This is a genomic window from Kitasatospora sp. NPDC048194 (assembly GCF_043202455.1).
In the GTDB taxonomy this organism is placed as follows: domain Bacteria; phylum Actinomycetota; class Actinomycetes; order Streptomycetales; family Streptomycetaceae; genus Kitasatospora.
In genome coordinates this window covers 91,830-115,725 of the sequence record NZ_JBIDAK010000022.1, presented here as the reverse complement: position 1 = coordinate 115,725, position 23,896 = coordinate 91,830, and the positions used below count along the sequence as shown (strand labels likewise).

The following is a 23,896-nucleotide window of genomic DNA, read 5'->3' as shown; positions in this document are numbered from 1 at the left end:
CTCTATGTACTAGTGCATAATGTTGTTTGTGCTAGGAGACTATCCGCTGAAAGGGCGACGCGCCAGCGAAATCGCGGCCCACATCGAACAGGGCGTGAGCAGCGGACGGCTCGCCCCGGGAACCACCCTGCCCCCGCTGCGCGACCTGGCAGCCGAACTCGGCGTCAACCCCAACACCGTGGCCGCCGCCTACCGGCTGCTGCGCGACCGGGGCGTGATCGAGACGGCCGGCCGCAAGGGCAGCCGCATCCTGCCCCGCCCCGCGCTCACCGCTCGGGACCGGATCCGCGTCCCGGTCCCCGCGCACGCCCGCGACCTCGCCGCCGGAAACCCGGATCCGGCCCTGCTGCCCGACCTCACCCAGGCGCTCGCCGCCGCCGCCGAGGCCGCGAGGGCCGAGCCCGTGCTGTACGGGCACCCGAAGGTCGACCCGGAACTGCTCGCACTGGCCCGGGCCTCGTTCGAGGCCGACGGGCTGCCCGGCGGCCCGATCGTGGTCGCCTCCGGCTCGCTGGACACCATCGAGCGCACCCTCGGCGCCCACCTGCGCCCCGGCGACGCGGTGGCGGTCGAGGACCCGGGCTGGGGAAGCCTGCTCGACCTGCTGCCCGCCATGGGGCTGCGGCCCGCGCCGGTGCGGCTGGACGACGAGGGCCCGCTGCCCGACTCGCTGGCCTCCGCCCTCGCCGGAGGCGCCCGTGCGGTGGTGGTCACCAGCCGGGCCCAGAACCCGACCGGTGCGGCGCTCACCGCCCGGCGGGCCGAGGCGCTGCGGGCCGTCCTGGCCGGGCACCCCGGGGTGCTGCTGATCGAGGACGACCACGGCCACGGCATGGTCGACCAGTCGTACCACCCGCTGGTCGGGGCCGGGTCGCAGCACTGGGCGGTGGTGCGCTCGGCGGCCAAGGCGTACGGGCCGGACCTGCGGGTGTCGGTGGCGGTCGGGGACCAGGAGACGATCGGCCGGGTGGCCGGACGGCTGCGGCTGGGCGCGGGGTGGGTCAGCCACCTGCTCCAGCGCACCGTCGCGGAGCTGTGGCGCAGCGACGCGGCGCCGGCCGCGCGGGTGGCGGCCGTCTACCGGGCGCGGCGGGACGCGCTGCTGGGCGAACTGGCGGCGCGTGGCATCGCGGCGCACGGGGAGAGCGGGCTGAACGTCTGGGTCCCGGTGCCGGACGAGGCCTCGGCACTGGCCGCGCTGGTGCAGCGCGGCTGGGTCCCGGCGCCGGGCGCGCGGTTCCGGATCCAGTCGCCGCCCGGGCTGCGGTTCACAACGGCGCGGCTGGAGGCGGCCGACGCCCGGCGGTTGGCCGACGACCTGGCGCAGGTGCTGGGATCGGCCGGGGCCGACTCGCGGCTGGTGTGAGCGCGGCCGGCGGGGTGGCCGGGGGCGGCCGGGTGGCCGGGTGGCCGGGGGCGGGTGGTTCGGGGGCGGGTGGTTCGGGGCCCTGCTCCCGGGGCGGGCGGAGCGCGGGTCGTTCCCCCCGGGGCGGACCCGGCCGAACCCGTCGGTAACAAATGCGGAAACCTGACGCACACGCCTAGCGGCGGCGGCCGGGGCCATGTCATCTTCATCGCGCCACCGGCCGGCGGCCCACCCTCACCTACGCGTCTTCCCGTCCCCACACCGCGGGGAGACCGAGCCGCAGGAGTTTCCGCCGTGCCCGAAAACCGTTCGAGCCTCACCCGCAGCGCACCCCGACTCGCCCGCCGGCTGCTGGCCGCAGCCTTCGCCCTGCCGCTGACCGTGGCGGGGCTGGCCGTCGCCGCCCCGGCCGCGGCCGCCCCGGCCGCCGTCCCCTCGGGGCCGACGGCGAGCGTGGCACTCGGCGACAGCTACATCTCCGGCGAGGCCGGGCGCTGGATGGGCAACGCCGCCGGCGCCAGCGGCAGCCGCAACGGCACCGACCGGGCCTGGAACGGCACTTCGGCCGACCCCTCGGTGGTCTACGGCGCCACGGCGGCGAGCGGCTGCGACCGCTCCGACGTCGCCGAGGTGCTCGGCGCGTCGACGGTCGCCCAGAACCGGATCGACCTGGCCTGTTCCGGGGCCGTGACGGCGAACGTCTTCCGGGCCGCCAACGGCGGCCAGTCGTTCAAGGGCGAGGCCCCGCAGGCCGACCAACTCGCCACCGTGGCACGGCAGAACAACGTCAAGCTGATCACCCTGTCGATCGGCGGCAACGACCTGGGCTTCGGCAGCATCATCTCCGACTGCGTGCAGGACTACCTGATCTGGTACTCGTACTGCCACGGCTCGGCGCAGTCCTCGATCGACTCCAGGATGCCGGCCGCGATGGCCGGGGTGGGCAAGGCGATCGACGAGATCCGCGCGGTGATGACCGCCGCGGGCTACGCGCAGTCGGACTACCGGCTGGTGCTGCAGTCCTACCCGTCGCCGATCCCGCGCAGCGCCGAGATGCGCTACCCGGAGAGCGGCTGGAGCCGTTCGGACACCGGCGGCTGCCCGTTCTGGGACGGGGACGCCGACTGGGCGCGCGACTCGATGGTCCCGCAGATCTCCGGCGCGCTGGCCGGGGTGGCGGCGACCAAGGGCGTCCAGTTCCTCGACCTGTCCGACATGCTGCAGGGCCGTGAGGTCTGCTCGACGGCGACCCGGCAGCCGACCGCGAGCAGCGGTCCGTCCGCGACGACCAGTGAGTGGGCGCGGTTCCTGGACGGCGGGCTCAACACCACCCAGGGCGTCCTCCAGGAGTCGATGCACCCCAACTACTACGGGCAGTTGGCGCTCGGGCGCTGCCTCACCCTGGTGTGGGCGCAGAGCGGCGGGAACTACGCCTGCCGCAACACGGCGGGCAAGGACGCGAGCGGGATGTACCTGACCGCACGCTGACCCGCGTGCCCCGGCGCCCGCCGCGGTGGTTCGCGGCGGGCGCCGGGGGCGTTCCGGGATCAGCCCTTGGCCAGCAGGGACTGGGCGTGAGCGCGCACCTGATCCTTCGTCAGGTAGGCGTCGGTGTACTCGAAGTCGCGCAGGCGGGCGGGCTGGCGGGCGAGGAAGCCGGTGCGGACGAAGTCGTCCCCGGCGGTCGCGTTCAGCAGCCAGTTCGCGCCCACCCGGAACTTGGCCGCATTGGTGCGCATCGCCATCAGGTGGTAGCCGCGGGCCACCAACTGGGCGGGCAGTCCGTGCAGTTCGACACCGACCGGCTTGGAGACCGCGTCCTTGCCGCCGAGGTCGACCACCAGGCCCAGGTCCTTGTGGTAGTACGGCTCCAGCGGTTGGTGGCGCAGCGAGGCGATCACGTTGTCGGCCACCGCGCGGCCCTGCCGGGCCGAGTGCTGGGCGGTCGGCGGGCAGACCGCGCCGTCGCCCTTGGCGAGGTCCGGGACGGCCGCCGCGTCGCCGAGCGCGAACACGCCCTCGAACTGCGGCACCCGCATCTCCGCCGTCACGGCGAGCCGGCCGCGGACCGTCTCCGCATCCAGGGTGCCGATCAGCGGGCTCGCGGCCACGCCCGCGGTCCAGATCAGCGTGCGGCAGGGCAGCACCCGCCCGTCGGTGAACTTGACCGTCTCGGCGCCGACTTCCGCCACCGACACGCCCAGGGACACCTCGATGCCGCGGCCCCGCAGGATCTCCAGGGCGGCGTTGCCCAGTGCGTCGCCGAGTTCGGGCATCAGCTTCGGGGCGATGTCGATGAGGTGCCACTTGATCTGCCGGGCGTCCAGCCGCGGGTACCGGCGGGCGGCGGCGGTGGTGAGGCGCTGCAGGCAGGCGGCCGTCTCGGTGCCCGCGTAGCCGCCGCCGACCACCACGAACTGCAGCCGCGACTCGCGCTCCCGCTGGTCCACGGTGGCCGAGGCGAGGTCGAGTTGGGCGATCACGTGGTCGCGGATGTAGGCCGCCTCGGCGAGCGTCTTCATGCCGCGGGCGTAGTCGGTGAGCCCGGGGATGTCGAAGGAGCGGGTGACGCTGCCGGGGGTGAGCACCAGGACGTCGTACTTCTGCGCGACCACCTCGTCGGTGATCTTGCGGACGACGCAGACCTTGGAGGCCGGGTCCACGCCGATGGCGCCGCCGGGCACGATGTGGGTGCGGCGCAGGGTGCGGCGCAGCGACACGGCCACGGACTGGGGGGTGAGGACGCCGGCGGCGACATGGGGGAGGAGGGGGAGATAGAGCTGGTAACTGAACGGCGTGACCAGCGAGATCTCGGCCTCCGACGGCGAGAGCTTGCGTTCGAGGCGGCGCGCGCACTCCAGGCCGGCGAAGCCACCGCCCACGATCAGGATCCGAGGTCGTTCCATCGCTCATCCCTTTGTCGTGCAGGTCGTCAGAGTCCCCAATCACTGTCCGCCACACTCGCACGGAGCAGCGGTCGCTGCCACTGGGAGAGGGCGTCTGAGGTAGGTGGTGCGGATGGGGCCGGTGTGGCGCGGGGACGGGCCGCGGGACGGCTGCGCACGGCGGTGCGGGGTGCACGGATAAGCTGTCGGGCGTGCTCCCCGAGGTGACGGCGGTCCGGTACGTGACGCCACTGCGAGAAGGCGGCTCGATGCCGGGCCTGGTCGAGGCCGACGACCGGCGGCTGTACGCGCTGAAGTGGGTGGGCGCGGCGCAGGGCCGGAAGGCGTTGGTGGCGGAAGTGCTGGCCGGGGAGTTGGGCCGGCGGCTCGGGCTGCCGGTGCCGGAGCTGGTGACCGTCGACCTGGACCCGGTGCTCGCGCGGAGCGAGCCGGACCACCAGATCCAGGACCAGATGAGGGCCAGCGGCGGCACCAACCTCGGCATGGCCTTCGTCAGCGGCGCCCTCAACTTCGATCCGCTCTGCTTCGACGTGGACCCGGAACTCGCCGGGCAGGTGCTCTGGTTCGACGCGCTGATCGGCAACGTCGACCGCTCCTGGCGCAATCCCAACCTGCTGGTGGCGACCGGCGGGCTGCGGCTGATCGACCACGGCGCGAGCCTGATCTTCCACCACAACTGGGCGGGCGCCGCCGCCTGGGTGCGCCGTCCGTACGACGCCTCCGACCACGCGCTGCTGCGCGCGCGTCCGGACCTGGCGGCGGCGGACAAGGCGCTGGCGCCGCTCGCGGAGGCGGCGGTCGAGGCGGCGGTGGCGCAGATCCCCGAGGTCTGGCTGGTGGACGAGTTCGGCTTCGACTCGCCCGACGAGGTGCGCGCCGCGTACCGTTCCCAGCTGACCGGGCGACTGGCCGGTCCGCGCGACTGGCTGCCGGAGGTGCCCGCATGACCGAGCCGCTGCCGACCGGGCTGCCGGCCCGGGTTCCGGCCGGGCTTCCGGCCGTGGTGGAACTGCACGACTACGAGTACGCCGTGATCCGTGCGGTGCCGAGGGTCGAGCGGGGCGAGTGCGTCAACATCGGGGTGCTGCTGTACTGCCGGCAGAACGCCCACCTGGCGGCGCGCACGCACCTGGACCAGGCGCGGCTGCTGGCGCTGGACCCGGTGGCGGACGTGCACGGGGTGCGGCGGGCCCTCCAGGGGATCGAGGCGGTCTGCCTCGGCGGCCCGTCGGCCGGTCCGGCGGCTTCGGACAGCCCCGGGCAGCGGTTCCGCTGGCTGACCGCACCGCGCAGCGCGATCGTCCAGCCGGGACCGGTGCACACCGGGCTGACCGCGGACCCGGACGCCGAGCTGCGGCGGCTGTTCGACCAGCTGGTGCTCTGAGGCGGCCCGGCGGAGCGCTCGGCGGTGCACCGCGGGCGGGTGGCGGATGCGCGGCGCGTCCGCGCGGACCCCGAACGGCGGAACCGCGAGGCGGCTCGCCGACGGTTGCCGTGGTCAAATCTTGAGTTACTGAAGCACTCCGCCGTACGCTGGCCCCATGGGTTCGACCTCGACGACGACCGTACCGACCAACGCCGAGCTGATGGAGGCGTTGGCCGCCGTCGGTGCCGCGTACTTCCAGGACTTCGCGGCGGCCGCGGCCCGGCACGGGCTCTCCTCCTCCCAGGCCAAGGCGCTGGGCGCGGTGCAGGAGCCGGTGCCGATGCGGGCGCTCGCCGGGCGCCTGGGCTGCGACGCGTCGAACGTGACCGGGATCGTGGACCGGCTGGAGTCGCTGGGCCTGGCCAACCGCGAGGCCGCGGCCGGCGACCGCCGGGTGAAGATCGTGGTGATCACCGACGAGGGCCGGGAGATCCTCAACCGCATCCGCAGCGAGATGGGCCGCACCCACCAGGCCTTCGAGGCGATGACCGACGAGCAGCGGGTCGCCCTGCACTCCATCTGCGCGCAGGTCCTGCCGGTGCTGGCCGGCCGGGCGGGCGCCGCACCGCAGTAGCGGGGCGTCCGCCCGCCGACGATCGGCGTGACCTCGGCTGTTAGGCTTGCGAAGCGTGAGCGCGAAGCCCCAGATCCCCAATGTCCTGGCCTCCCGGTACGCCTCGGCGACCCTGGCCCAGCTGTGGTCCCCCGAGCACAAGGTGGTCCTCGAGCGCCACCTGTGGCTCGCCGTCCTGAAGGCCCAGCAGGACCTGGGTGTCGAGGTGCCGGCCGGTGCCGTCGCCGACTACGAGCGGGTGATCGACCAGGTCGACCTCGGCTCGATCGCCGCCCGTGAGCGGATCACCCGCCACGACGTGAAGGCCCGGATCGAGGAGTTCAGCGAGCTCGCCGGCCACGAGCAGATCCACAAGGGCATGACCTCCCGCGATCTGACCGAGAACGTCGAGCAGCTGCAGGTCCGCCAGTCCCTGGAGCACGTCCGGGACCGCACGGTGGCCGTGCTGGTGCGCCTCGCGAGCCTCGCCGCCCAGCACTCCGAGCTGGTCATGGCCGGCCGTTCGCACAACGTCGCCGCGCAGGCCACCACCCTCGGCAAGCGCTTCGCGTCGATCGCCGACGAGCTGCTGGTCGCCTTCCGCCGCCTGGAGGAGCTGATCGCCCGCTACCCGCTGCGCGGGATCAAGGGCCCGGTCGGCACCGCCCAGGACATGCTGGACCTGCTCGGCGGGGACACCGAGAAGCTGGCCGAGCTGGAGCGCAGGGTCGCCGCGCACCTCGGCTTCGACAACGTGCTGACCAGCGTCGGCCAGGTGTACCCGCGCTCGCTGGACTTCGAGGTGCTCACCGCCCTCGTCCAGCTGGCCGCCGCCCCGTCCAGCCTGGCCAAGACCATCCGCCTGATGGCCGGCCACGAGCTGGTGACGGAGGGCTTCAAGGAGGGCCAGGTCGGCTCCTCCGCGATGCCCCACAAGATGAACACCCGCTCGTGCGAGCGCGTCAACGGCCTGGCCGTGATCCTGCGCGGCTACGCCTCGATGACCGGCGAGCTGGCCGGCGACCAGTGGAACGAGGGCGACGTCTCCTGCTCGGTGGTGCGCAGGGTCGCGCTGCCGGACGCCTTCTTCGCCTTCGACGGCCTGCTGGAGACCTTCCTGACCGTGCTGGACGAGTTCGGCGCCTTCCCGGCCGTGGTCGAGGCCGAGCTCGACCGCTACCTGCCGTTCCTGGCCACCACCAAGGTGCTGATGGGCGCGGTGCGCGCGGGCGTCGGCCGGGAGACCGGGCACGAGGTCATCAAGGAGCACGCCGTCGCCTCCGCGCTGGCGATGCGCGCGGGCGCCCGGGAGAACGAGCTGCTGGACCGGCTGGCCGCCGACGAGCGGATCCCGCTGGACCGGGCCGCGCTGGACGCGCTGCTGGCCGACAAGCTGTCCTTCACCGGTGCGGCCGGTGCCCAGGTCGCCGAGGTGGTCCGCCGGGTGGAGGCCGTCGCGGCCGCCTACCCGGAGGCCGCCAAGTACGCGCCGGCCGACATCCTCTGACGGGGCGGGCGTCCGACGACGCCCGGTCAGCTCTCCGAGGGCCCTGCCGCCGGACCGGTGGCAGGGCCCTCGTGCAGGTGGACGTGGCCCGGGTCGAGCGGCGGGGTGGTGCCGCAGTTCCATGCGCAGTCCGGCTCGGCGACCGGCCGGTCCTCGGGGGCGAGCACGTTGCCGCGGACGGTGGTGAAGGCGATCAGCCCGCCGCAGGCCAGCAGGCCCGCGCAGATCAGCATCGCGGTGTGGAAGGCGGAGTCCACCGTGGACGGCACCCGGTAGTCGTCGCCGCTCAGCCCGGCCAGCGCGGGGAGGGCGGCCACCGCCAGCAGGCCGGCCGCACGGGCGGCGGCGTTGTTGACACCGCTGGCGATTCCCGCGTGCCGTACCTCGACGGCCGCCAGCACCGTGGCGGTCAGCGGTGCGACCAGCAGCGTCATCCCGCTGCCCATCACCACGACGGCGGGCAGCACGTCCGCCCAGTAGGAGGACCCGGGGCCGGTGCGCAGCATCAGCAGCACCCCGGCGGCGCACAGCAGCGGGCCGACGGTGAGCGGGATGCGCGGGCCGATCCGCTTGCCGAGGCGCCCCGCGCGCGCCGAGAAGCCCAGCATCAGCAGCGTGATCGGCACCAGGGCGAAACCGGAGACCAGCGGGCTGAAGCCGGACACGATCTGCAGCTGCACCACCAGCAGGAAGAACACCCCGCTGAACGCCGCGTAGACGCACAGGGTGACCAGGTTCACGGCCGTGAACAGCCGGGACGAGAACAGGCCGAGCGGCAGCATCGGCTCGGGTGCGCGGCGTTCGACGGCGACGAAGGCGGCCCCGAGCAGCAGGCCGGCCGCGCCGGAGACCCAGACGGCCGGGGACAGGCCCTCCCCGGCGGCGGTGAGGGCGTAGGTGACGGCGCCGAGGGCGAGCGCGGCGAGCAGGGCGCCGGGGACGTCGAAGCGGCCGGAGGCGGACTCGTCGCGGCTCTCCGGTACGTAACGGGAGGTCACCGCGACCACGGCGGCGGCCAGCGGCAGGTTCAGCAGGAAGATCCAGCGCCAGCCGGGGCCGTCCACCAGCCAGCCGCCGAGGAAGGGGCCGACGGCCGCGGACACCCCGCCGAGCCCGGACCACAGGCCCACCGCGGCCGAGCGGTCGTCAGGGTCGAACACCGCCTGGAGCATGGCGAGCGAGCCGGGGGTGAGCAGCGCCCCGCCGATGCCCTGGACGGCCCGGGCCAGGATCAGCACCTGGATGTTCGGGGCGGCGGCGCAGGCGGCGGACGCGGCGGCGAACCAGATGACGCCGATCAGGAACACGCGGCGCCTGCCGTACCGGTCGCCGAGCGCTCCGCCGAGCAGGATCAGACCCGCCAGCGTGAGCAGATAGGCGTTCAGCGTCCACTGCAGGGCTGCCAGGGAGGCGCCCAGGTCGGCGCCGATCCGGGGCAGGGCGACGTTCACCACGGTGCCGTCGAGCATCGCCATGCTGGAGCCGAGCACCGTTGCCAGGAGCACCCAGCGACCCTGCGCGGTGCTCAGGCGCAGGGTGCCGGCCTTGGAGGTGGCCACGGCCCGATCCTGCGCCCCGTGGGGTGCACGTGACAAGGGTCACCGGAAGGTGTGTTCGCCGCGCACGATGCGTGACGGGTGCGCCGCACTGGGTGTCCGTGTTCGCCGCAGGGTCGTGGATCAGTGGCGCCACGTGTTTGGATTGTGTACGTACAGTGTGCCGGATCATGCGGAGGGTCACCGGTCGGCGGGGGATCGTGCTGCGTTCAAGAGATCGACATTGCTTCACCCGAACGGATGGGTTTTAGTTCAGCGACCGCTCGGCCAGCCCGGGTGGATCCACCGGGTGGAACGCCGAGTCCTGCCGCTGCCGGGTGGTTCGAACTGAGCTCTGTACGGCAGGAGCGGGGGACCCACAGGTAAGTCGCCGGACCGGATCCGCGCTTCGCAGCGCGAACGTCCAGGACCGGCTAGGGGTGAAGCCGCGCATGCGGCCGGGCAACTCCAGCCCGAACCCGACAGCTCACCTCGCAGGCGTCGGAGAGGAAAATTCCATGCCTGCTCAGGCCCGTCGTATCGCCCTGCCCCGCGCAGCCCGCATCGGCATCGCGACCGCCGTCACCGGTGTGTCCTTCGTGCTTCCGCTCGTGACCACCGTGAGCGCCCAGGCCCACACCGCCCCCGCGGCCCCGGCCGCCGCTCCGGCGGCGCAGCCCGCCGCCGCCGCGGACGCCCCGGCTGCCGCTCCGGCCGCTGCCCCGGCCGCCGCCCAGGAGAGCTACCGCGTCGTCAGCGGCGACAGCCTGTCGAAGATCGCCGACGCCAAGCACGTCGAGGGCGGCTGGCACGCGCTGTACGAGCGCAACCGCTCGGTGGTCGGCGCCAACCCGAACCTGATCTTCCCGGGTCAGCAGCTGTCCATCACGGCTCACGCCGACGCCCCCAAGCCGGCTGCTCCGGCCAAGCCCGCGGCTCCGGCCAAGCCGGCCGCCCCGGTGCAGACCCGGACCGAGGCCGCCAAGCCGGGCGCCCAGGTCCAGACCCAGGTTCAGACCGCCGCCCCGGCACCGGCCGTCACCGCCGCGCCGGTCGCCGCCACCTCGGGCTACGTCGCCCCGCTGGCCCACCCGGTGCTGGGCGAGGCCTACGGCGTGGCCGGCTCGATGTGGGCCTCCGGGCACCACACCGGCCAGGACTTCGTCGCCGCCACCGGCACCCCGCTGCGCGCGGTCGCCAACGGTGTCGTGGTGAAGGCCGGCAACGGCGGCGCCTACGGCAACGAGGTCGAGATCAAGCTCGCCGACGGCAAGTACGCCCAGTACGCGCACCTGTCCGTGATCGGCGTGAAGATCGGTCAGACCGTCACCGTCGGCCAGCAGCTCGGCCTCTCCGGCGCCACCGGCAACGTGACCGGCCCGCACCTGCACTTCGAGATCCGCACCGGTCCGGAGTACGGCTCGGACATCGACCCGGTCGCCTACCTGCGCGCCCACGGCGTCGCGCTCTGACCCGGTCCGACCGCAGGTCGGCCCCGCTCGGACGCAGCTCCGACCGCGGGTTCCAGAACCACCGCTGGTGCGGGGCGAATCGACCGCCCGGGATGGTCATGTCGGGTGACCGCTCGACCGGGTGATCGCCGCACCGGTGGACATGGGCGCGGGACACGCCCAAGGCCGGCCCGGTGCCACGAGGACTCCTCGTGGCACCGGGCCGGCCTCTGCCGTTTCCAGGGGGGCGGCTCCGCGGGCGCACCCGGGCTGCCGCGGCGGGACGGTGGGCCGCGCCGGGGCCGGTCAGTTCCGGCGGGCGGGCAGGCCGTGCTCGGCGGCGCCCAGCAGGGCGTGCATCCGGTGGCCGAAGTCCTCGGTGTCACCGGCGGGTTGCGGGAAGACCAGGCGGACGTCGCGGTGGCCGTGCGGGTGGTCCAGGCGCAGCACCAGGCCGTAGCGGTCCAGGGCCAGCGGGCGGACATCCGGGTGTCCGGAGAGCAGGCCGGGGTCGAGCAGCCTGGTGAGCAGGGCGAGGGCGTCGGCGTGCTCGTCGGCCAGATGGGTGAGCAGCGCGGCCTCGTGACGGGCCAGCGGATCGGGGGCCGCGGCGGCGAGGTCGGCGGCGGTGAGCGCGCCGGTGCCGTACGGGGTGGCGAGGACGGCGTGGGCGACGTCCACGCGCAGGTGGACGCTGAGGCCGTCGTCGGCGAGGTGGGCCAGGTGCAGCCGGCCGGCCAGGGTGAGGCGGGCGCGGATCCGGTCGCGGACGGCCACCGGGGAGACGTCGGTGACGTCGACCACGACGGCCAGGCCATCGACGGCGCCGACGGCGGCCGTGGTGAGCGGGGCGTCGAGCGGGGCGCGCAGGCGCAGCCGGGTGCCGTGGACGGAGACCGGGGCCTCCAGGTCGTGGCGCTCGCCGAGGGCGCGGACGGTGAGCGAGGAGGTCGCGCTGAGCAGGCTCCGGGCGCGTTCGGCGGTGGTGGGCTCGGGCTCGGTGCCGGCGGTGGACGGGGTCATGCGCCCACCTCGTGGAGCGTGCTCATGAACGGACCTCCTGTTGGTTAGGTGAGGCTAACCTAATGTCCGGGTGGGGGTGTGGCAAGCGGGCGACGGCGCAGGGTACGCCGAGGGCCCGGACGCGCGGTTGCGGCATCCGGGCCCTGCGGGGTCGGGCGGTGGCGGTTCGCGCCGGCCGGTGTCCGCCGGTGCCCGCCGGTGCGTCGTCAGCCGACGACGGCCTGGGCGTCGATCTCCACCAGCATGGACTCCTGGGGGAGTTCCACGAAGACGGTGGTGCGGCAGGGCTTCACGCCACCGGGCTTGACGTTCTCCTCGATGAACTCGGCGTAGGCCTCGTTCATCAGCGGGAAGTCGGCACGCTTGGTGAGGTAGACGCGGAACATCACCACGTCCTCGATGGTGGCGCCGCCCGCCTCGACGACGGCCTTGACGTTCTCCAGGGTGCGGCGGGTCTGGGCCCGCACGTCACCGTGGTGGACGATCTCGCCGGTGGCCGGGTCCTGTGCGCCCTGACCGGACACCTGCAGGATCGGGCCCTTGCGCACGCCCTGGGAGAACATCCAGGCGGGGGCGGGGGCGCCGTCGGTACGAATCTCGGTCTTGTCGGGCACGGGGCTCCTTCTGTCGTGGCGGGTCGTCGGCCTGTCGTGACGGCTCACCGGCCTGCCGTGGGGGGTCATCGGTTTCGCTCGGGTCGGCCGCAGTCGGCCGAAACGGCGCGGGCGGTGGCGAGCAGCTGCGGCAGGAGGTCCAGCACCTGCTCGTACGGGAGGGCGACGTCGGGCACGGAGATCGACGCGGCGGCGACCACCCGTCCACTGGCGTCCCGGATCGGCGCGGCCACGCAGTTGATGAAGGACTCGTGTTCGGCGTGGTCCTGCGCCCAGCCCTGGGCGGCGACCTTGTCCAGCTCCGCGAGCAGCGCTTCGGGCGTGGTGAGGGTGCGCCCGGTGTGCGGGGTGAAGTCGATCCCGGCCACCACCCGGCGGCGCTCGGGCAGCGGCAGGTTCGCGAGCAGCACCTTGGAGACGGCGGCGCAGTGCAGTGCGGCGCGCAGACCGATCCGGGAGTACATCCGGACGGGATGGCGGGAGTCGAACTTGTCGATGTAGACCACCTCGCCGCCCTCGTACGCGGCCAGGTGCACGGTCTGGCCGGTGGCGGCGTTCAGCTCGGCGAGGTGCGGGGCGGCGATCCGGCGGATGCCGCGCTGCTCCAGGGCGAGGCCGGAGAGCGCGAACAGGCCCGCGCCGAGGTGGTAGCGGTAGGCCGCGTCGCGGTAGACGAACCGTTCCTCCTCCAGGCTCTGGAGGAGCCGGAGCACGGTGGTCTTGTGGACGCCGAGCACCTCGGCCAGCTGGTCGAGGGAGCGCTCGCCCTCGCCGAGCTGGGCGAGGATGCGCAGGGCGCGGGTGACGGTCTGGCTCATCGGGCTCGGACTCCGGTCGGGGGGCTGGAAGGAGTGCTCATCGTGCCGGTGCCCGGAGCGCGGGGGAGACGATGCCTCCGGCGGTGACCCGGGTGGCCGCCCAGTCGGCGGCCGGGGCGTCGAGCAGCGCCGCCACCACGTGCGCGGGCGGCAGTTCGGCCTGGTCACCGGGAGTGGTCAGCGCGCAGGCCGCGCTCAGATGGCCGAGCCGCAGCCGGCGGCGCTGGTCCAGGCCGCGGAGGGTGCCGGCCAGGTAGCCGGCCGCGAAGGCGTCACCCGCGCCGGTGGCTTCGACCACCTCGACGGCCAGCGCCGGTTCGCTGACCGCAGTGCCGTCCCGCTCCAGGGCGGTGACCACCCGGGCGGCGTCCTTGACCACCACCGTGGCGGGGGAGGGGAAACGGCGGCGCAGCGCGGCGGGCTCGCCGGTGCCGAAGGCGTCCAGCGCCTCGTCGGTGCCGAGCAGCAGCAGGTCGGCGGCGTCCAGCAGGGGCGGCAGCACGGCGGGGTCGCGGTCCCGCCACAGCGCGGGGCGCCAGTTGAGGTCGAAGCTGACCAGTCCCGGGCCTTCGGCGGGCGGGACCCCGGAGCCCGGTCGGCGCTCGACGACGAGAGCGCGCAGCAGGGCCAGGCAGTCGTCGGAGAGCGCGGCGGTGATGCCGGACAGGTGCAGCATCCGGGCGCCGGCCAGCAGCGCGGCGGCGGCCGGGTCGGCGAGCAGGGCGGGGGAGAGCGTGGCGGCCGCGGAGCCGCGCCGGTGGTAGTGCAGGCGGCTGCGGCCGGGACCGAGGTCGTACCGGTGGCCGCTGGCACCGCCGACCTCCTTGAGGTACAGGCCGGTCGGGCGGTGCGGGTCGACGGAGACGGCGGAGACGTCCACACCCCGGGCGGCGACCTCGGCGACCAGCCGGCGGCCGAAGCCGTCGTCACCGACCCGGCTGATCCAGGCGGTCGGCACACCGAGTGCGGCCAGCGTCCCGGCCACGTTGGACTCCGCGCCGCCGACGGAGAGCCGGAAGTTCTCCACCACCTCCAGCGGGCCGGGGCGGTCCGGCAGCAGGACGGCCATCGACTCGCCCACGCACACGGCCGTCGGGGGAGTCCCGGGCGGGGTCGGGCCCGGTGTGTCCTGTCGCGGCATCTGGTGGGCTCCTCTGTGCGGTCGGCGGTCGGCGGTCGGCGTCGTGCGCGGCGTTCCGTCGACGGGTGTTCCGTGCGCGGGTGTTCCGTCGACGGGCTCTCCGTGCACGGGTGTTCCGTCGGCGGCCGTTCGTCGACGGGCGTTCGGTGGGGGCCGTTCCGTGCGCGGGTGCACCGTCGGCGGCCGTCCCGTACGCAACCGTTGCGGGCGAGTCGACCTGTCGACCTGTCGACCTGGTCCGACCGTCAGTCGGGTCCGTTGACCGTGATCCGGCGCCGATGCTAGAACCGTGCTGGCAGCATGTGCAACCCACGTTGCGCATGTTGCAATCCGGCGAGTTGGAGGACAGGGTGGAGCAGACGTTCGCGAGCAGCGTCGACGGACCGGGCATCGCCGGGGACGCGGTGGCGGCACTGGCCGACGAGACCCTCGACTGGCGGTTCAAGGCCGCCCCGCCGAAGAGTTGGGGCCACTCCGTCCGGGACTGGCTCGCCACCGGGCCCACCCTCTCCGCGCTCGGCACCCCGCTGCTCACCCTCGATGCCGCCGCCCTCGACCACAACGTCCGCACCATGGCCGACTGGTGCGCCAAGGCGGGCGTCGCACTTACGCCGCACGGCAAGACCACCATGGCTCCCGCGCTGTGGCAGGCCCAGCTGACCGCCGGCAGCCACGGCATCACCCTCGCCAACCTGCCCCAGGTCAGGGTCGCCCGGGCCTTCGGCGTGCAGCGCATCCTGCTCGCCAACACCCTGGTCGACCCGGCCGGGCTGGCGTGGCTCGCCGCCGAACTGACCGCCGACCCGGGCTTCGCCTTCCTCTGCTGGACCGACTCCACCGAAGGCGTCCGGCTGATGGACGAGGCGCTGCGCGCCGCCGGGGCCGAGCGGCCGGTCGAGGTGCTGGTCGAACTCGGCGGCCCGGGTGGGCGGACCGGGGCCCGCGGGGTGGACGCCGCCGTCGAGATCGCCGCCGCCGTGCTGCGCGCGCCGACCCTGCGGCTCGCGGGTGTCGGCGGATACGAGGGCGCGCTCGCCCACGACGCCACGGCCGAGGGGCTGACCACCGTCCGCCACTACCTGAAGGCCCTCGGCGAACTGCACGGCCGGCTCGCCGGCGCCTACCCGGACGGCACCCCGCCGGTGGTCTCGGCCGGCGGCAGCGCCTACTTCGACCTGGTGGTCGAGGAGTTGGCCGCCCTGCCGGAAGCCCTGGTGGTGCTGCGCTCGGGCGCGTACATCGCCCACGACGACGGCTTCTACCGGGGCATCTCGCCGCTCGCCCGGCACGGCGGCGACACCGCCCCCTTCCGGGGTGCACTGCACGGCTGGGCCAGGGTGACCTCCCGGCCCGAACCGAACCTGGCACTGCTGGACGCGGGCAAGCGCGACCTGCCCTTCGACGAAGGCCTGCCCGAGCCGCAACTCGTACGCGGCAGGGCGCACTTGACCGGCACGGCGGCCCGGATCACCGCGCTCAACGACCAGCACGCCTTCCTGCGCGACGCCGGAGACCTCGCGCCGATCGGCGCGGTGCTGCGGCTCGGCGTCTCACACCCGTGCACGGCCTTCGACAAGTGGACGGCGATCCCCGTACTGGACTCCGCCGACGCGGCCGAGCCGAAGGTCACCGGGCTGGTCAGGACGTTCTTCTGATGGCGGGGGCGGGGGGAACGGGGGGAACCGTCCGCCCCACGGAGGTGGCGGCCCCCCGAGCCGAGAGGACCGTCTTCAAGGGAGCGACGGTCGTCGACGGCACCGGGGCCGAACGCTACCGGGCCGACGTCCGGATCGCCGACGGCCTGATCACCGAGATCGGCCCGGACCTGGACGGCCCCGCCGTGGTCGACGCGGACGGCCTGGTCCTCACGCCCGGCTTCATCGACATGCACGCCCACTCCGACCTGGCCCTCCTCCTCGAGCCCGAGCACCCGGCCAAGATCACCCAGGGCGTCACCTGCGAGGTGCTCGGTCAGGACGGGCTCTCCTACGCCCCCGTGGACGACACCACGCTGGCTGCACTGCGCCGCCAACTGGCCGGCTGGAACGGCGATCCTCCGGACCTCGACTGGGACTGGCGCGACGTCGCCGGCTACCTGGACCGCATCGACCGCACCCGGCCGGCCGTGAACGCCTGCTACCTCGTGCCGCACGGCTCCCTGCGGATGCTCGCCATGGGCTGGGCGGACCGCCCACCGACCGCCGCCGAACTCGACCGGATGCGGCACGTGCTGGCGAAGAGCCTGCTGGACGGTGCGGTCGGCATGTCCAGCGGCCTCAGCTACACCCCAGGGACGTACGCGGACACCGCCGAGCTGGTCGAGCTGTGCACGGTGGTCGCGGCCTACGGCGGCTTCCACGCTCCGCACCAACGATCGTACGGAGCAGGGGCGTTGGAGGGGTACGCGGAGATGGTCGAGATCGCCAGGCGGTCCGGCTGCGCACTGCACCTGACCCACGCGACGATGAACTTCGAGGTCAATCGGGGCCGGGCGGACGAACTGCTGGCGCTCGTCGACCAAGCGATCGCCGAGGGCGTCGACATCACCCTGGACAGTTACCCCTACCTGCCCGGCTCCACCACCCTGGCCGCGCTGCTGCCGAGTTGGGTCGGCGAGGGCGGACCGGCCGCCACTCTGACCCGGCTGGCCGACCCGGTGGCGTGCGAGCGGATCCGGCGCGAACTGGAGGAGACGGGCAGCGACGGTTGCCACGGGGTGGCCGTCGACTGGGCGACGGTGCAGGTCTCCGGCGTCGGTTCGGCCGAACTGGCTGACGCGGTCGGCCGGACCATCGCCGAACTCGCCGGGAGCCCCCGACCTGCCGGCCCCGCCGGGAGCCCCCTACCCGCCGGCCCCGCCGGACGCGCCGCCGCCACCTGGCGGCGGGACGGGACGGAGGTCTTCCTCGACCTGCTGCGGCGGGACGGCCTGGCCACCACGATCCTCCAGCACGTCGGGCACGAGGAGAACGTCCGGGCGATCATGCGTCACCGTGCGCACACCGCCGGCAGCGACGGCCTGCTGGTCGGCGCCCGGCCGCACCCGCGCGCCTGGGGCACCTTTCCGCGGTACCTGGGCCACTACAGCCGGGAGTTGGGAGTGCTGACCCTGGAGGAGGCGGTCGCCCGGATGACCGGTCGCCCCGCCGCCCGGCTGGGACTCCACCGGCGCGGGCGGATCGTCCCCGGACACCACGCCGACCTGGTGCTCCTCGACCCCGAGCGCGTCCGGGACACCGCCACCTTCGAGCGACCCCGGCTGCCCGCCGAGGGGATCGAGTACGTGTACGTCAACGGCACCGCCGTCGTCCGGCAGGGACGCACCACCGGTGCTCGCCCGGGCCGCGCCCTGCGCCGCACCGACCGAGGAACTCTGGCCCCATGACCGCTCCTTCCACAGGCCTCGCCGCCGATCCGCCGACCGGCTCCCGGGCACTGGACGGGGAGTCGGTGATCGCGGTGGTCCGCGCGCCGCGCATCCCGGACGCCGCCGCGCTCTGCGCGGCACTCGCCGAGGGCGGGATCCGGCTGACCGAACTCACCTACACCACACCGGATGTGACGGCGCATCTGGCGCGAGCCGCCGGGGCCGGGTGGCGGGTCGGCGTCGGGACGGTGCTGACCGCGGAGCAGGCCGAGCGGGGCATCGCCGCCGGCGCCTCCTTCCTGGTCACCCCCGGCTGCCGGCCCGAGGTCGCGGAGGCGGCGCGGGCGGCCGGGGTGCCGGTGGTCCTGGGAGCCCTCACGCCGACCGAGGTGGCCCGGGCCGTCGACCTCGGGGCTGCCGCCGTCAAGATCTTCCCGGCCAGGGCGTTCGGGCCCGGCTACTTCAGGGACCTCCACGGGCCGTACCCGGAGGTGCCGCTGGTGGCCTCGGGCGGGGTGAACGCGGGCAACGCCGCCGAGTTCCTGGCGCAGGGTGCGCTCGCCGTGTGCGCGGGGACGGACGTGGTGCCGCCGGAGACGGTCGCGGCGGGGGACTGGGCGGAGATCACCCGGCGGGCCCGGGCGTTCACCCGGGCCTGTGCGGCGGCGGGCGAGACCGCGCGGTAGCGGCGGGACCGGGCGGTGGCAGTGGGGCCGGCTGGTGGCGGTGGGGTCGGGCAGCCGCGAGTCGCCGCGTGGTGGAGGTGGTCTGTCGGGACGGTCGGGATTGGACGAGAATCGTTGGCAGCCCGGTTCGGTCCGACTCGGCTCGCTCCGACTCGGCGCGGTCCGACGCTCGGGTCGGCACAGCCCAGCCCAGCCTTCGGCCCCAGGCCCGTACGGCCCCCGGCCCCGGCCCCGGTAGGAGGACCTGCCCCATGACCTCGTCCCGCCCCGCCCCCGACTGGCTGGCCGACGCCGTCCTCTATCAGATCTATCCGCAGAGCTTCGCGGACTCGAACGGCGACGGCATCGGCGACTTCGCGGGCATCACCGAGCACCTCGACCACCTCGCCTGGCTCGGTGTGGACACGGTCTGGCTCAACCCCTGCTTCGCCTCGCCCTTCCGCGACGCCGGTTACGACGTCAGCGACTACCTCACGCCGGCGCCCCGCTACGGCCGTACCGAGGACCTGGTGGCCCTGGTGGAGGCGGCGCGCCGGCGGGGCATCCGGGTCCTGCTCGACCTCGTCGCCGGGCACACCTCCGACCGCCACCCCTGGTTCCTGGCCTCCGCCGAGGACCCGTCCGACCACCGCTACATCTGGTCGGACCGGCAGGTGGACGGCTTCGTCGCCTCGCCCGGCAGCCGCCCCGGCTGGTACCGGCCGAACTTCTTCGACTGCCAGCCCGCGCTCAACTTCGGCTACGCCCGCAGCCGTTCGGAGGAACCGTGGCGCCAGCCGGTGGACGCCGAAGGGCCGCTCGCCAACCGGGCGGCGCTGCGCGGGATCATGGCGCACTGGCTGGGCCTCGGCGTGGCCGGGTTCCGGGTGGACATGGCGTACTCGCTGGTCAAGGACGACCCGGAGAAGGCCGAGACCGCGAGGCTCTGGACCGAATTGCGGGCCTGGCTGGACCGCGCCCACCCCGAGGCCGTGCTGCTCGCGGAGTGGGGCGAGCCAGCCGCCGCCGTCGCGGCCGGGTTCCACGCGGACTTCTTCCTGCACTTCGGCGGGGCGGACCACGGCCTTCCGCTGCGCTCGCTCTGGAACAACGGGGGCGGGACGGTGGAGGAGTTCTGGCAGCAGGGCCCGTGCTTCTTCGACGCCGAGGGGCTCGGCACCCCGCAGCCCTTCCTGGACGCCTGGCGCTCCGCCGCCGAACTGACCGGGGGCAGCGGACACATCGTGCTGCCCACCGCCAACCACGACTTCTCCAGGCTCGCCACCGGCCCGCGCGGCGAGGAGCAACTCGCGGCCGCCTTCGCCTTCCTGCTCACCTGGCCGACCCTGCCCGCCGTCTACTACGGCGACGAGATCGGCATGCGCTACCTGCCGGGGCTCCCCGACGTCGAGGGCAGCGTGCTCGGACCGCGCTACAACCGGGCGGGCTCGCGGACCCCGATGCAGTGGACGCCCGGCCCCGGCGCCGGCTTCTCCACCGCCCCGCCCGAGCGGTTCTACCTGCCGGTGGACCCGGATCCGCGGCGGCCGGACGTGCTCTCCCAGCGCGCCGATCCGACCTCGCTGCTGCACACCGTCCGCCGGCTGATCGCGCTGCGCCGGGCGCACCCCGGGCTGGGCTCGTCCGGCGGCCTGGAAGTCCACAACGCCGGCTACCCGCTGGTGTACACCCGGGCCGGGCGGTACCTGGTGGTGGTCAACCCGCGGCGGGAACCGGGGGCGGTGCGGCTCGCGGACGGCTGGGCCGGGGCGCGGCCGTTGGAGGCGCAGGGCGCGCGGCTGGTGGGCGGCGAACTGCGGGCGGACGGCTTCTCGTACGGAGTGTTCGAGCTGCGCAGCTGAGCCGCGTGCCGGGCGGAGCCGGCTCGGCTTCCGATCGGCGTCCGATGGTTGTAAGCTACATCTGTAGATGGTTGCATTTACCACCTGAAAGGGTAGGGATCGCGGCCGTGACCGAGAGCTCGCCGGAGGACGGTACGAACACCATGAGCACACCCCAGCCACCTGCCGCAGCGCCCGCCCCGGGGCACTCGCTCAAGCACCTCGCCGTCCACCTGCTCACCCCGCTGCTGATGTGCCTCGGCATGGCGCTCGCCTACCAGGGTGCGTTCCACCAGCCGGAACCGAACCACCTCAAGGTCGCCGTCGTCGGGGCGGGGCCGCAGGCACAGGGCCTCGCGCAGACGATCCGGACCAAGGCGGGCTCCGCGCTGGACGTCCGCACGGTCGGCGACCGCGCCACCGCCGAACAGCAGCTGCGGGACCGCGCCCTGGTCGGCGCCTTCGTCCCGGACGCCAGGAACCCCGAGCTGATCGTGGCCAAGGGCAACTCGGACACCTCGGTGGTGGCCGCCACCGAGGTGTTCACCAACGTCACCGACAGGCAGGGCGTCCCGCTGCACGTCACCGACCTCACCACCCTTGCCGAGGGCGACCCGACCGGACAGGGCCTGTTCTTCCTGCTGGTCGCCCTGAGCATCGGCTCCTACGCCAGCGTCGCGGTGATCGGCGCGGCCGGTGCGGGCCTGAGCATGCGGGTCCGGGCGATGGTGGGCCTCGCGGTCTCGCTGGTGGTGAGCGTGATCGGGATCGTCACCGCCGGGCCGCTCTTCCACGTGGTCGACCGCGACCACGCCGCCGTGTGGGCGCTCGGCTGGCTCTACTCGGCCGGCATCCTGCTGATCGGCATCGGCCTGCACAGCTTCCTGAAGAAGTGGACCACGCTGGCCCTGATGGTGCTGTTCGTGATGCTGAACTTCACCTCCTCCGGCGGGGTCTACCGCCCCGAGCTGCAGAACGGATTCTTCGGCGCGCTGCACGGATTCTGGAACGGTGCCGGCTTCCTGGAAGGCGCCCGCACCGTCATGTACTTCGACGGCGGCGCCGGGCTCGGCGGGCACGTGGTGACGCTGGTGGTGTGGCTGCTGCTCGGCGGCGCGGCGGTGCTCGCCGCGGCGGCGTACGAGCGCCGCGGACGCCGTGCGGTGGAGACGCCGGCGGAGGCCGAGGAGGAGATGGAGGAGGCGGTCGCGGTCTGAGGACCGTGGACGACGGGGGTTCGAAGGGCTTCACCCGGTGCCGGGGCATCGACACCGGGTGGGGATCGGCGGCCCGTGCCCGGCCTTGGACAAGCCGGGCGCGGGCCCGTTCGCGTTCCGGGCCAGGTCACGCTCCCGGTTCCCCGAGCGGCGCGCCGGTCGCAGGGGCGGCCGGAGCGTCGAGCCAGGCGATGAGTTCGGCGGTGTGCTCGCCGAGCCGGGGCGGTGGCAGGTCGTACCGGGGCGGGGTGCGGGAGAGGCCGATCGGATTGGCGACCAGGTCCATCGGGCGGCCGTTCGCTTCGTCCCGACCCTCCTGTCCGTCCTGTCCGTCGTGTCCGTCCCGTTTCTCCTGCCGGTGCCGGCCCTCCCGCCCGTGCGGGCCCTCCTGCCCGTGTCGCCCCTCCTGCCTGTGCCGGACCTCATGTGCGTGTCGGCCCGGTACGGTCGCCCGGGGGTGCAGACCGAGGGAGTCGGCGAGGGCGAAGGCCCCGGCCAGGTCGTTGACCGGGCCGCACGGCACGCCGAGCGGGGTGAGCACCGCGAACCACTCGGCGGCGGTCCGCCGCCGGAGCCGGGCGGAGAGCTCGGTGGCGAGCACCTCGACCTGTGCGACCCGGAGGCTGTTGGTGGTGAAACGAGGGTCGGCGGCGAGTTCCGGTGCGTCCAGGCCCCGGCAGAGGGCGGCGAACTGCCGGTCGTTGCCGACGGCGACCACCAGCGGTCGGTCGGCGGCCGGGAACACCTCGTACGGGGCGATGGAGGGGTGGCGGTTGCCGAGGACGCCCGGTACCACCCCGGCCAGGGTGTAGCCCCCGGACTGGTTGACCATTCCGGAGAGCAGCGTGGAGAGCAGGTTCACCTCCACCCGCTGGCCGCGCCCGGTGGCCTCGCGCTCGCGCAGCGCGGCCAGCACGCCGACCGCCGCGTGCAGCCCCGTCAGCACGTCGACCAGCGCGACGCCCGTCTTCACCGGCTCGCCGGGCGCCGGGCCGGTGACGGACATCAGACCGCCGACGGCCTGCACCAGCAGGTCGTAGCCGGGCAGTCCGGCACCCGGGCCGGCGCCGAAGCCGGTGATCGAGCAGTAGACCAGCCGGGGGTTGAGGGCTTCGGCGTCCGCCGGGCCCAGACCGTGCCGGTCCATCGTGCCGGGGCGGAAGTTCTCCACCAGCACGTCGGCCCGGCGCACCAGTTCGAGGGCACGGGCGCGGTCGGCGGGATTGCGGAGGTCGAGGGTGAGGGAGCGCTTGTTGCGGTTGACGGAGAGGAAGTAGGTGGCCTCGCCGTGGGCGTGCGGCGGGCCCCAGGCGCGGGTCTCGTCGCCGGTGCCGGGCCGCTCGACCTTGATGACGTCGGCACCGAGGTCGGCGAGCAGCATGGTCAGGTAGGGCGCGGCGAGCACCCGGCCGAAGTCGGCGACCAGCACGCCGTCGAGCGGCAGGCCCGTCATGCGGTGTCCTTCCTCGCCGCAGCCGTACGCGCGGCCGGCGGCCGGGTGAAGCAGCAGTCCCCGCAGAGGCCCGCGCCCGGCCCGGTGCGGTAGTAGAGGCAGCAGCTGGTCCGACGGAAGGCCGTGCCGTTCCGCCCCGTGCGCAGCACGCCGGACCGGGCCAGCGGCGGACGGTCCAGCAGCTCCGCGACCAACTCCCGGGCCCGGCCCGGTGCGTGCGGGTCCAGCACCCGCAGGGTTCCGGCCAGGGCGGAGGCGGCGTTGCCGCGCAGCAGTCCCGGCGAGAGCGGGACGGCGGCCCGGACGGCCGCCGCGAGCGGCTCCAGGCGGCTCACCAGGACGGCCCGGTGCAGCTGGTCGCCGAGGCTGCCGGCATCGGTCGACGGCTGGTCGGGCGGAGTCCAGAGGTCGATCGGGCCCTGGTCGGGGATCCGCACCCAGGCCCGCTCCAGCGTCGGGACCGTCCCCAGCAGGACGGCCGCGCCGAGGCCCACCGACCAGAAGCGGGCGGCCAGACCGAGGTGCAGGATCGAGGCCGCGACGCGGAGCTCGACGGTTCCCAGTCGCCGGGCCACCACCCGGATCCGGGCGGCGAGCGGCGCGTCCGGCCCGGTGCCGTACAGCTCCGGCAGTGGGCGGAAGCCCGGCGGCGGGCCGCCCGGCGAGGTGTCGAGCGCGAAGTACGGGCCGACGGCGGCGAGGTGGGCGTAGTCCGGGGAGCGGCGGTGGTCGGGCTGTCCGGGCTGTCCGGGGTGGTCGGGCTGTTCGGGCTGTCCGGGGTGGGCGGGTTGTCCGGGGCGGGTGGGTGCGGGGTTCAACGGCTCTCCCCGGTGGAGTCGTCGAACCCCGCACCTCGGCCGGACGGCCCGGCTTCAACCGGTCGGGGGTGCGGGGACATCTGGGCGGGCCTCCAGGGGTGCGGTCGGACACCGATCACGGGGATGAACGGTACCGCCGCGCCCGCCCTGGCGGTGCGGGGCCTGCCTGGCTCGCACCGGCCCGGACCGGACCGG

Annotated in this window: 20 protein-coding genes and 1 riboswitch; of the genes, 12 read left to right on the top strand and 8 right to left on the bottom strand. The window is 74.3% G+C overall.

Annotation, left to right across the window (positions count from 1 at the left end; all coding sequences use genetic code 11):
• Nucleotides 1-28: 28 nt before the first annotated feature.
• Together ACGF07_RS24780 and ACGF07_RS24775 are read left to right on the top strand one after the other, a co-directional pair.
• Complete coding sequence (locus ACGF07_RS24780; protein ID WP_392902088.1) at nucleotides 29-1,366, top strand: aminotransferase class I/II-fold pyridoxal phosphate-dependent enzyme; 1,338 nt, start codon at nucleotides 29-31, stop codon at nucleotides 1,364-1,366.
• 294 nt (nucleotides 1,367-1,660) lie between these two features.
• Nucleotides 1,661-2,854 carry a GDSL-type esterase/lipase family protein gene (locus ACGF07_RS24775; protein ID WP_392902086.1) on the top strand — a complete coding sequence of 398 codons (1,194 nt, stop codon included), beginning with the start codon at nucleotides 1,661-1,663 and terminating at the stop codon, nucleotides 2,852-2,854.
• Nucleotides 2,855-2,913: 59 nt separating this feature from the next.
• On the opposite strand, the gene ACGF07_RS24770 is transcribed toward ACGF07_RS24775, so the two are convergent.
• Nucleotides 2,914-4,272, bottom strand: a complete 1,359-nt coding sequence (locus tag ACGF07_RS24770) for an NAD(P)/FAD-dependent oxidoreductase (protein WP_350737039.1) — start codon at nucleotides 4,270-4,272, stop codon at nucleotides 2,914-2,916.
• 191 nt (nucleotides 4,273-4,463) lie between these two features.
• On the opposite strand from ACGF07_RS24770, the gene ACGF07_RS24765 reads away from it, so the two are divergent.
• The 4 genes from ACGF07_RS24765 (at nucleotide 4,464) to purB (ending at nucleotide 7,758) form a co-directional block, all read left to right on the top strand.
• Nucleotides 4,464-5,219 carry a HipA family kinase gene (locus tag ACGF07_RS24765; RefSeq protein WP_392902084.1) on the top strand — a complete coding sequence of 252 codons (756 nt, stop codon included), beginning with the start codon at nucleotides 4,464-4,466 and terminating at the stop codon, nucleotides 5,217-5,219.
• Nucleotides 5,216-5,656, top strand: a complete 441-nt coding sequence (locus tag ACGF07_RS24760; protein ID WP_392902082.1) for a DUF3037 domain-containing protein — start codon at nucleotides 5,216-5,218, stop codon at nucleotides 5,654-5,656. The genes ACGF07_RS24765 and ACGF07_RS24760 overlap by 4 nt, the downstream gene beginning before the upstream one ends.
• Before the next feature lie 157 nt (nucleotides 5,657-5,813).
• Entirely contained in the window at nucleotides 5,814-6,272 is a 459-nt protein-coding gene (locus tag ACGF07_RS24755; RefSeq protein WP_392902080.1) for a MarR family winged helix-turn-helix transcriptional regulator, read from the top strand.
• Between the two features lie 55 nt (nucleotides 6,273-6,327).
• Nucleotides 6,328-7,758, top strand: coding sequence for an adenylosuccinate lyase (purB, locus tag ACGF07_RS24750; RefSeq protein WP_350737031.1), 1,431 nt, complete (start codon nucleotides 6,328-6,330; stop codon nucleotides 7,756-7,758).
• Between the two features lie 26 nt (nucleotides 7,759-7,784).
• Here purB and ACGF07_RS24745 read toward each other — a convergent pair whose 3' ends face one another.
• Nucleotides 7,785-9,317: an MFS transporter gene (locus tag ACGF07_RS24745; RefSeq protein WP_392902078.1), complete on the bottom strand. Its 1,533-nt coding sequence runs from the start codon at nucleotides 9,315-9,317 to the stop codon at nucleotides 7,785-7,787.
• 317 nt (nucleotides 9,318-9,634) lie between these two features.
• Nucleotides 9,635-9,809: riboswitch (cyclic di-AMP (ydaO/yuaA leader) on the top strand.
• Nucleotides 9,810-9,811: 2 nt separating this feature from the next.
• Here ACGF07_RS24745 and ACGF07_RS24740 point away from each other — a divergent pair.
• Nucleotides 9,812-10,765 (top strand): peptidoglycan DD-metalloendopeptidase family protein, encoded by a 954-nt coding sequence (locus ACGF07_RS24740; RefSeq protein ID WP_392902076.1) that lies wholly within the window; start codon nucleotides 9,812-9,814, stop codon nucleotides 10,763-10,765.
• A gap of 285 nt (nucleotides 10,766-11,050) precedes the next feature.
• Here the strand turns inward: ACGF07_RS24740 and ACGF07_RS24735 are convergent, their stop codons facing one another.
• The 4 genes from ACGF07_RS24735 to ACGF07_RS24720 form a co-directional block, all read right to left on the bottom strand.
• Complete coding sequence (locus tag ACGF07_RS24735; protein WP_392902074.1) at nucleotides 11,051-11,767, bottom strand: DUF2470 domain-containing protein; 717 nt, start codon at nucleotides 11,765-11,767, stop codon at nucleotides 11,051-11,053.
• A 206-nt stretch (nucleotides 11,768-11,973) separates the two neighbouring features.
• Nucleotides 11,974-12,381 (bottom strand): RidA family protein, encoded by a 408-nt coding sequence (locus ACGF07_RS24730; RefSeq protein WP_392902072.1) that lies wholly within the window; start codon nucleotides 12,379-12,381, stop codon nucleotides 11,974-11,976.
• A gap of 65 nt (nucleotides 12,382-12,446) precedes the next feature.
• On the bottom strand, nucleotides 12,447-13,199 hold the full coding sequence (locus tag ACGF07_RS24725; RefSeq protein WP_392902070.1) for an IclR family transcriptional regulator: 753 nt from the start codon (nucleotides 13,197-13,199) through the stop codon (nucleotides 12,447-12,449).
• A 37-nt stretch (nucleotides 13,200-13,236) separates the two neighbouring features.
• A complete protein-coding gene (locus tag ACGF07_RS24720; protein ID WP_392902068.1) occupies nucleotides 13,237-14,340 on the bottom strand; it encodes a sugar kinase in 1,104 nt (367 codons plus the stop codon).
• A gap of 350 nt (nucleotides 14,341-14,690) precedes the next feature.
• Here ACGF07_RS24720 and ACGF07_RS24715 point away from each other — a divergent pair, with 350 nt between their 5' ends.
• From ACGF07_RS24715 to ACGF07_RS24695, 5 genes are all read left to right on the top strand, one after another.
• Entirely contained in the window at nucleotides 14,691-15,995 is a 1,305-nt protein-coding gene (locus tag ACGF07_RS24715) for an alanine racemase (RefSeq protein ID WP_392902066.1), read from the top strand.
• Nucleotides 15,995-17,725: an amidohydrolase family protein gene (locus ACGF07_RS24710; RefSeq protein WP_392902065.1), complete on the top strand. Its 1,731-nt coding sequence runs from the start codon at nucleotides 15,995-15,997 to the stop codon at nucleotides 17,723-17,725. Before ACGF07_RS24715 ends, ACGF07_RS24710 begins: the two co-directional genes overlap by 1 nt.
• The gene (locus ACGF07_RS24705; RefSeq protein ID WP_392902063.1) at nucleotides 17,722-18,393 is read left to right on the top strand and encodes a bifunctional 4-hydroxy-2-oxoglutarate aldolase/2-dehydro-3-deoxy-phosphogluconate aldolase; all 672 of its coding nucleotides are present in this window, start codon (nucleotides 17,722-17,724) and stop codon (nucleotides 18,391-18,393) included. Before ACGF07_RS24710 ends, ACGF07_RS24705 begins: the two co-directional genes overlap by 4 nt.
• Before the next feature lie 251 nt (nucleotides 18,394-18,644).
• On the top strand, nucleotides 18,645-20,234 hold the full coding sequence (locus ACGF07_RS24700; protein WP_392902061.1) for an alpha-amylase family glycosyl hydrolase: 1,590 nt from the start codon (nucleotides 18,645-18,647) through the stop codon (nucleotides 20,232-20,234).
• Nucleotides 20,235-20,377: 143 nt separating this feature from the next.
• Nucleotides 20,378-21,430, top strand: coding sequence for a hypothetical protein (locus ACGF07_RS24695; protein WP_392902059.1), 1,053 nt, complete (start codon nucleotides 20,378-20,380; stop codon nucleotides 21,428-21,430).
• A gap of 127 nt (nucleotides 21,431-21,557) precedes the next feature.
• Here ACGF07_RS24695 and ACGF07_RS24690 read toward each other — a convergent pair whose 3' ends face one another.
• Nucleotides 21,558-22,883, bottom strand: coding sequence for a CaiB/BaiF CoA transferase family protein (locus ACGF07_RS24690; RefSeq protein WP_392902058.1), 1,326 nt, complete (start codon nucleotides 22,881-22,883; stop codon nucleotides 21,558-21,560).
• The gene (locus tag ACGF07_RS24685; protein WP_392902056.1) at nucleotides 22,880-23,701 is read right to left on the bottom strand and encodes a (2Fe-2S)-binding protein; all 822 of its coding nucleotides are present in this window, start codon (nucleotides 23,699-23,701) and stop codon (nucleotides 22,880-22,882) included. The genes ACGF07_RS24690 and ACGF07_RS24685 overlap by 4 nt, the downstream gene beginning before the upstream one ends.
• Nucleotides 23,702-23,896 lie beyond the last annotated feature (195 nt).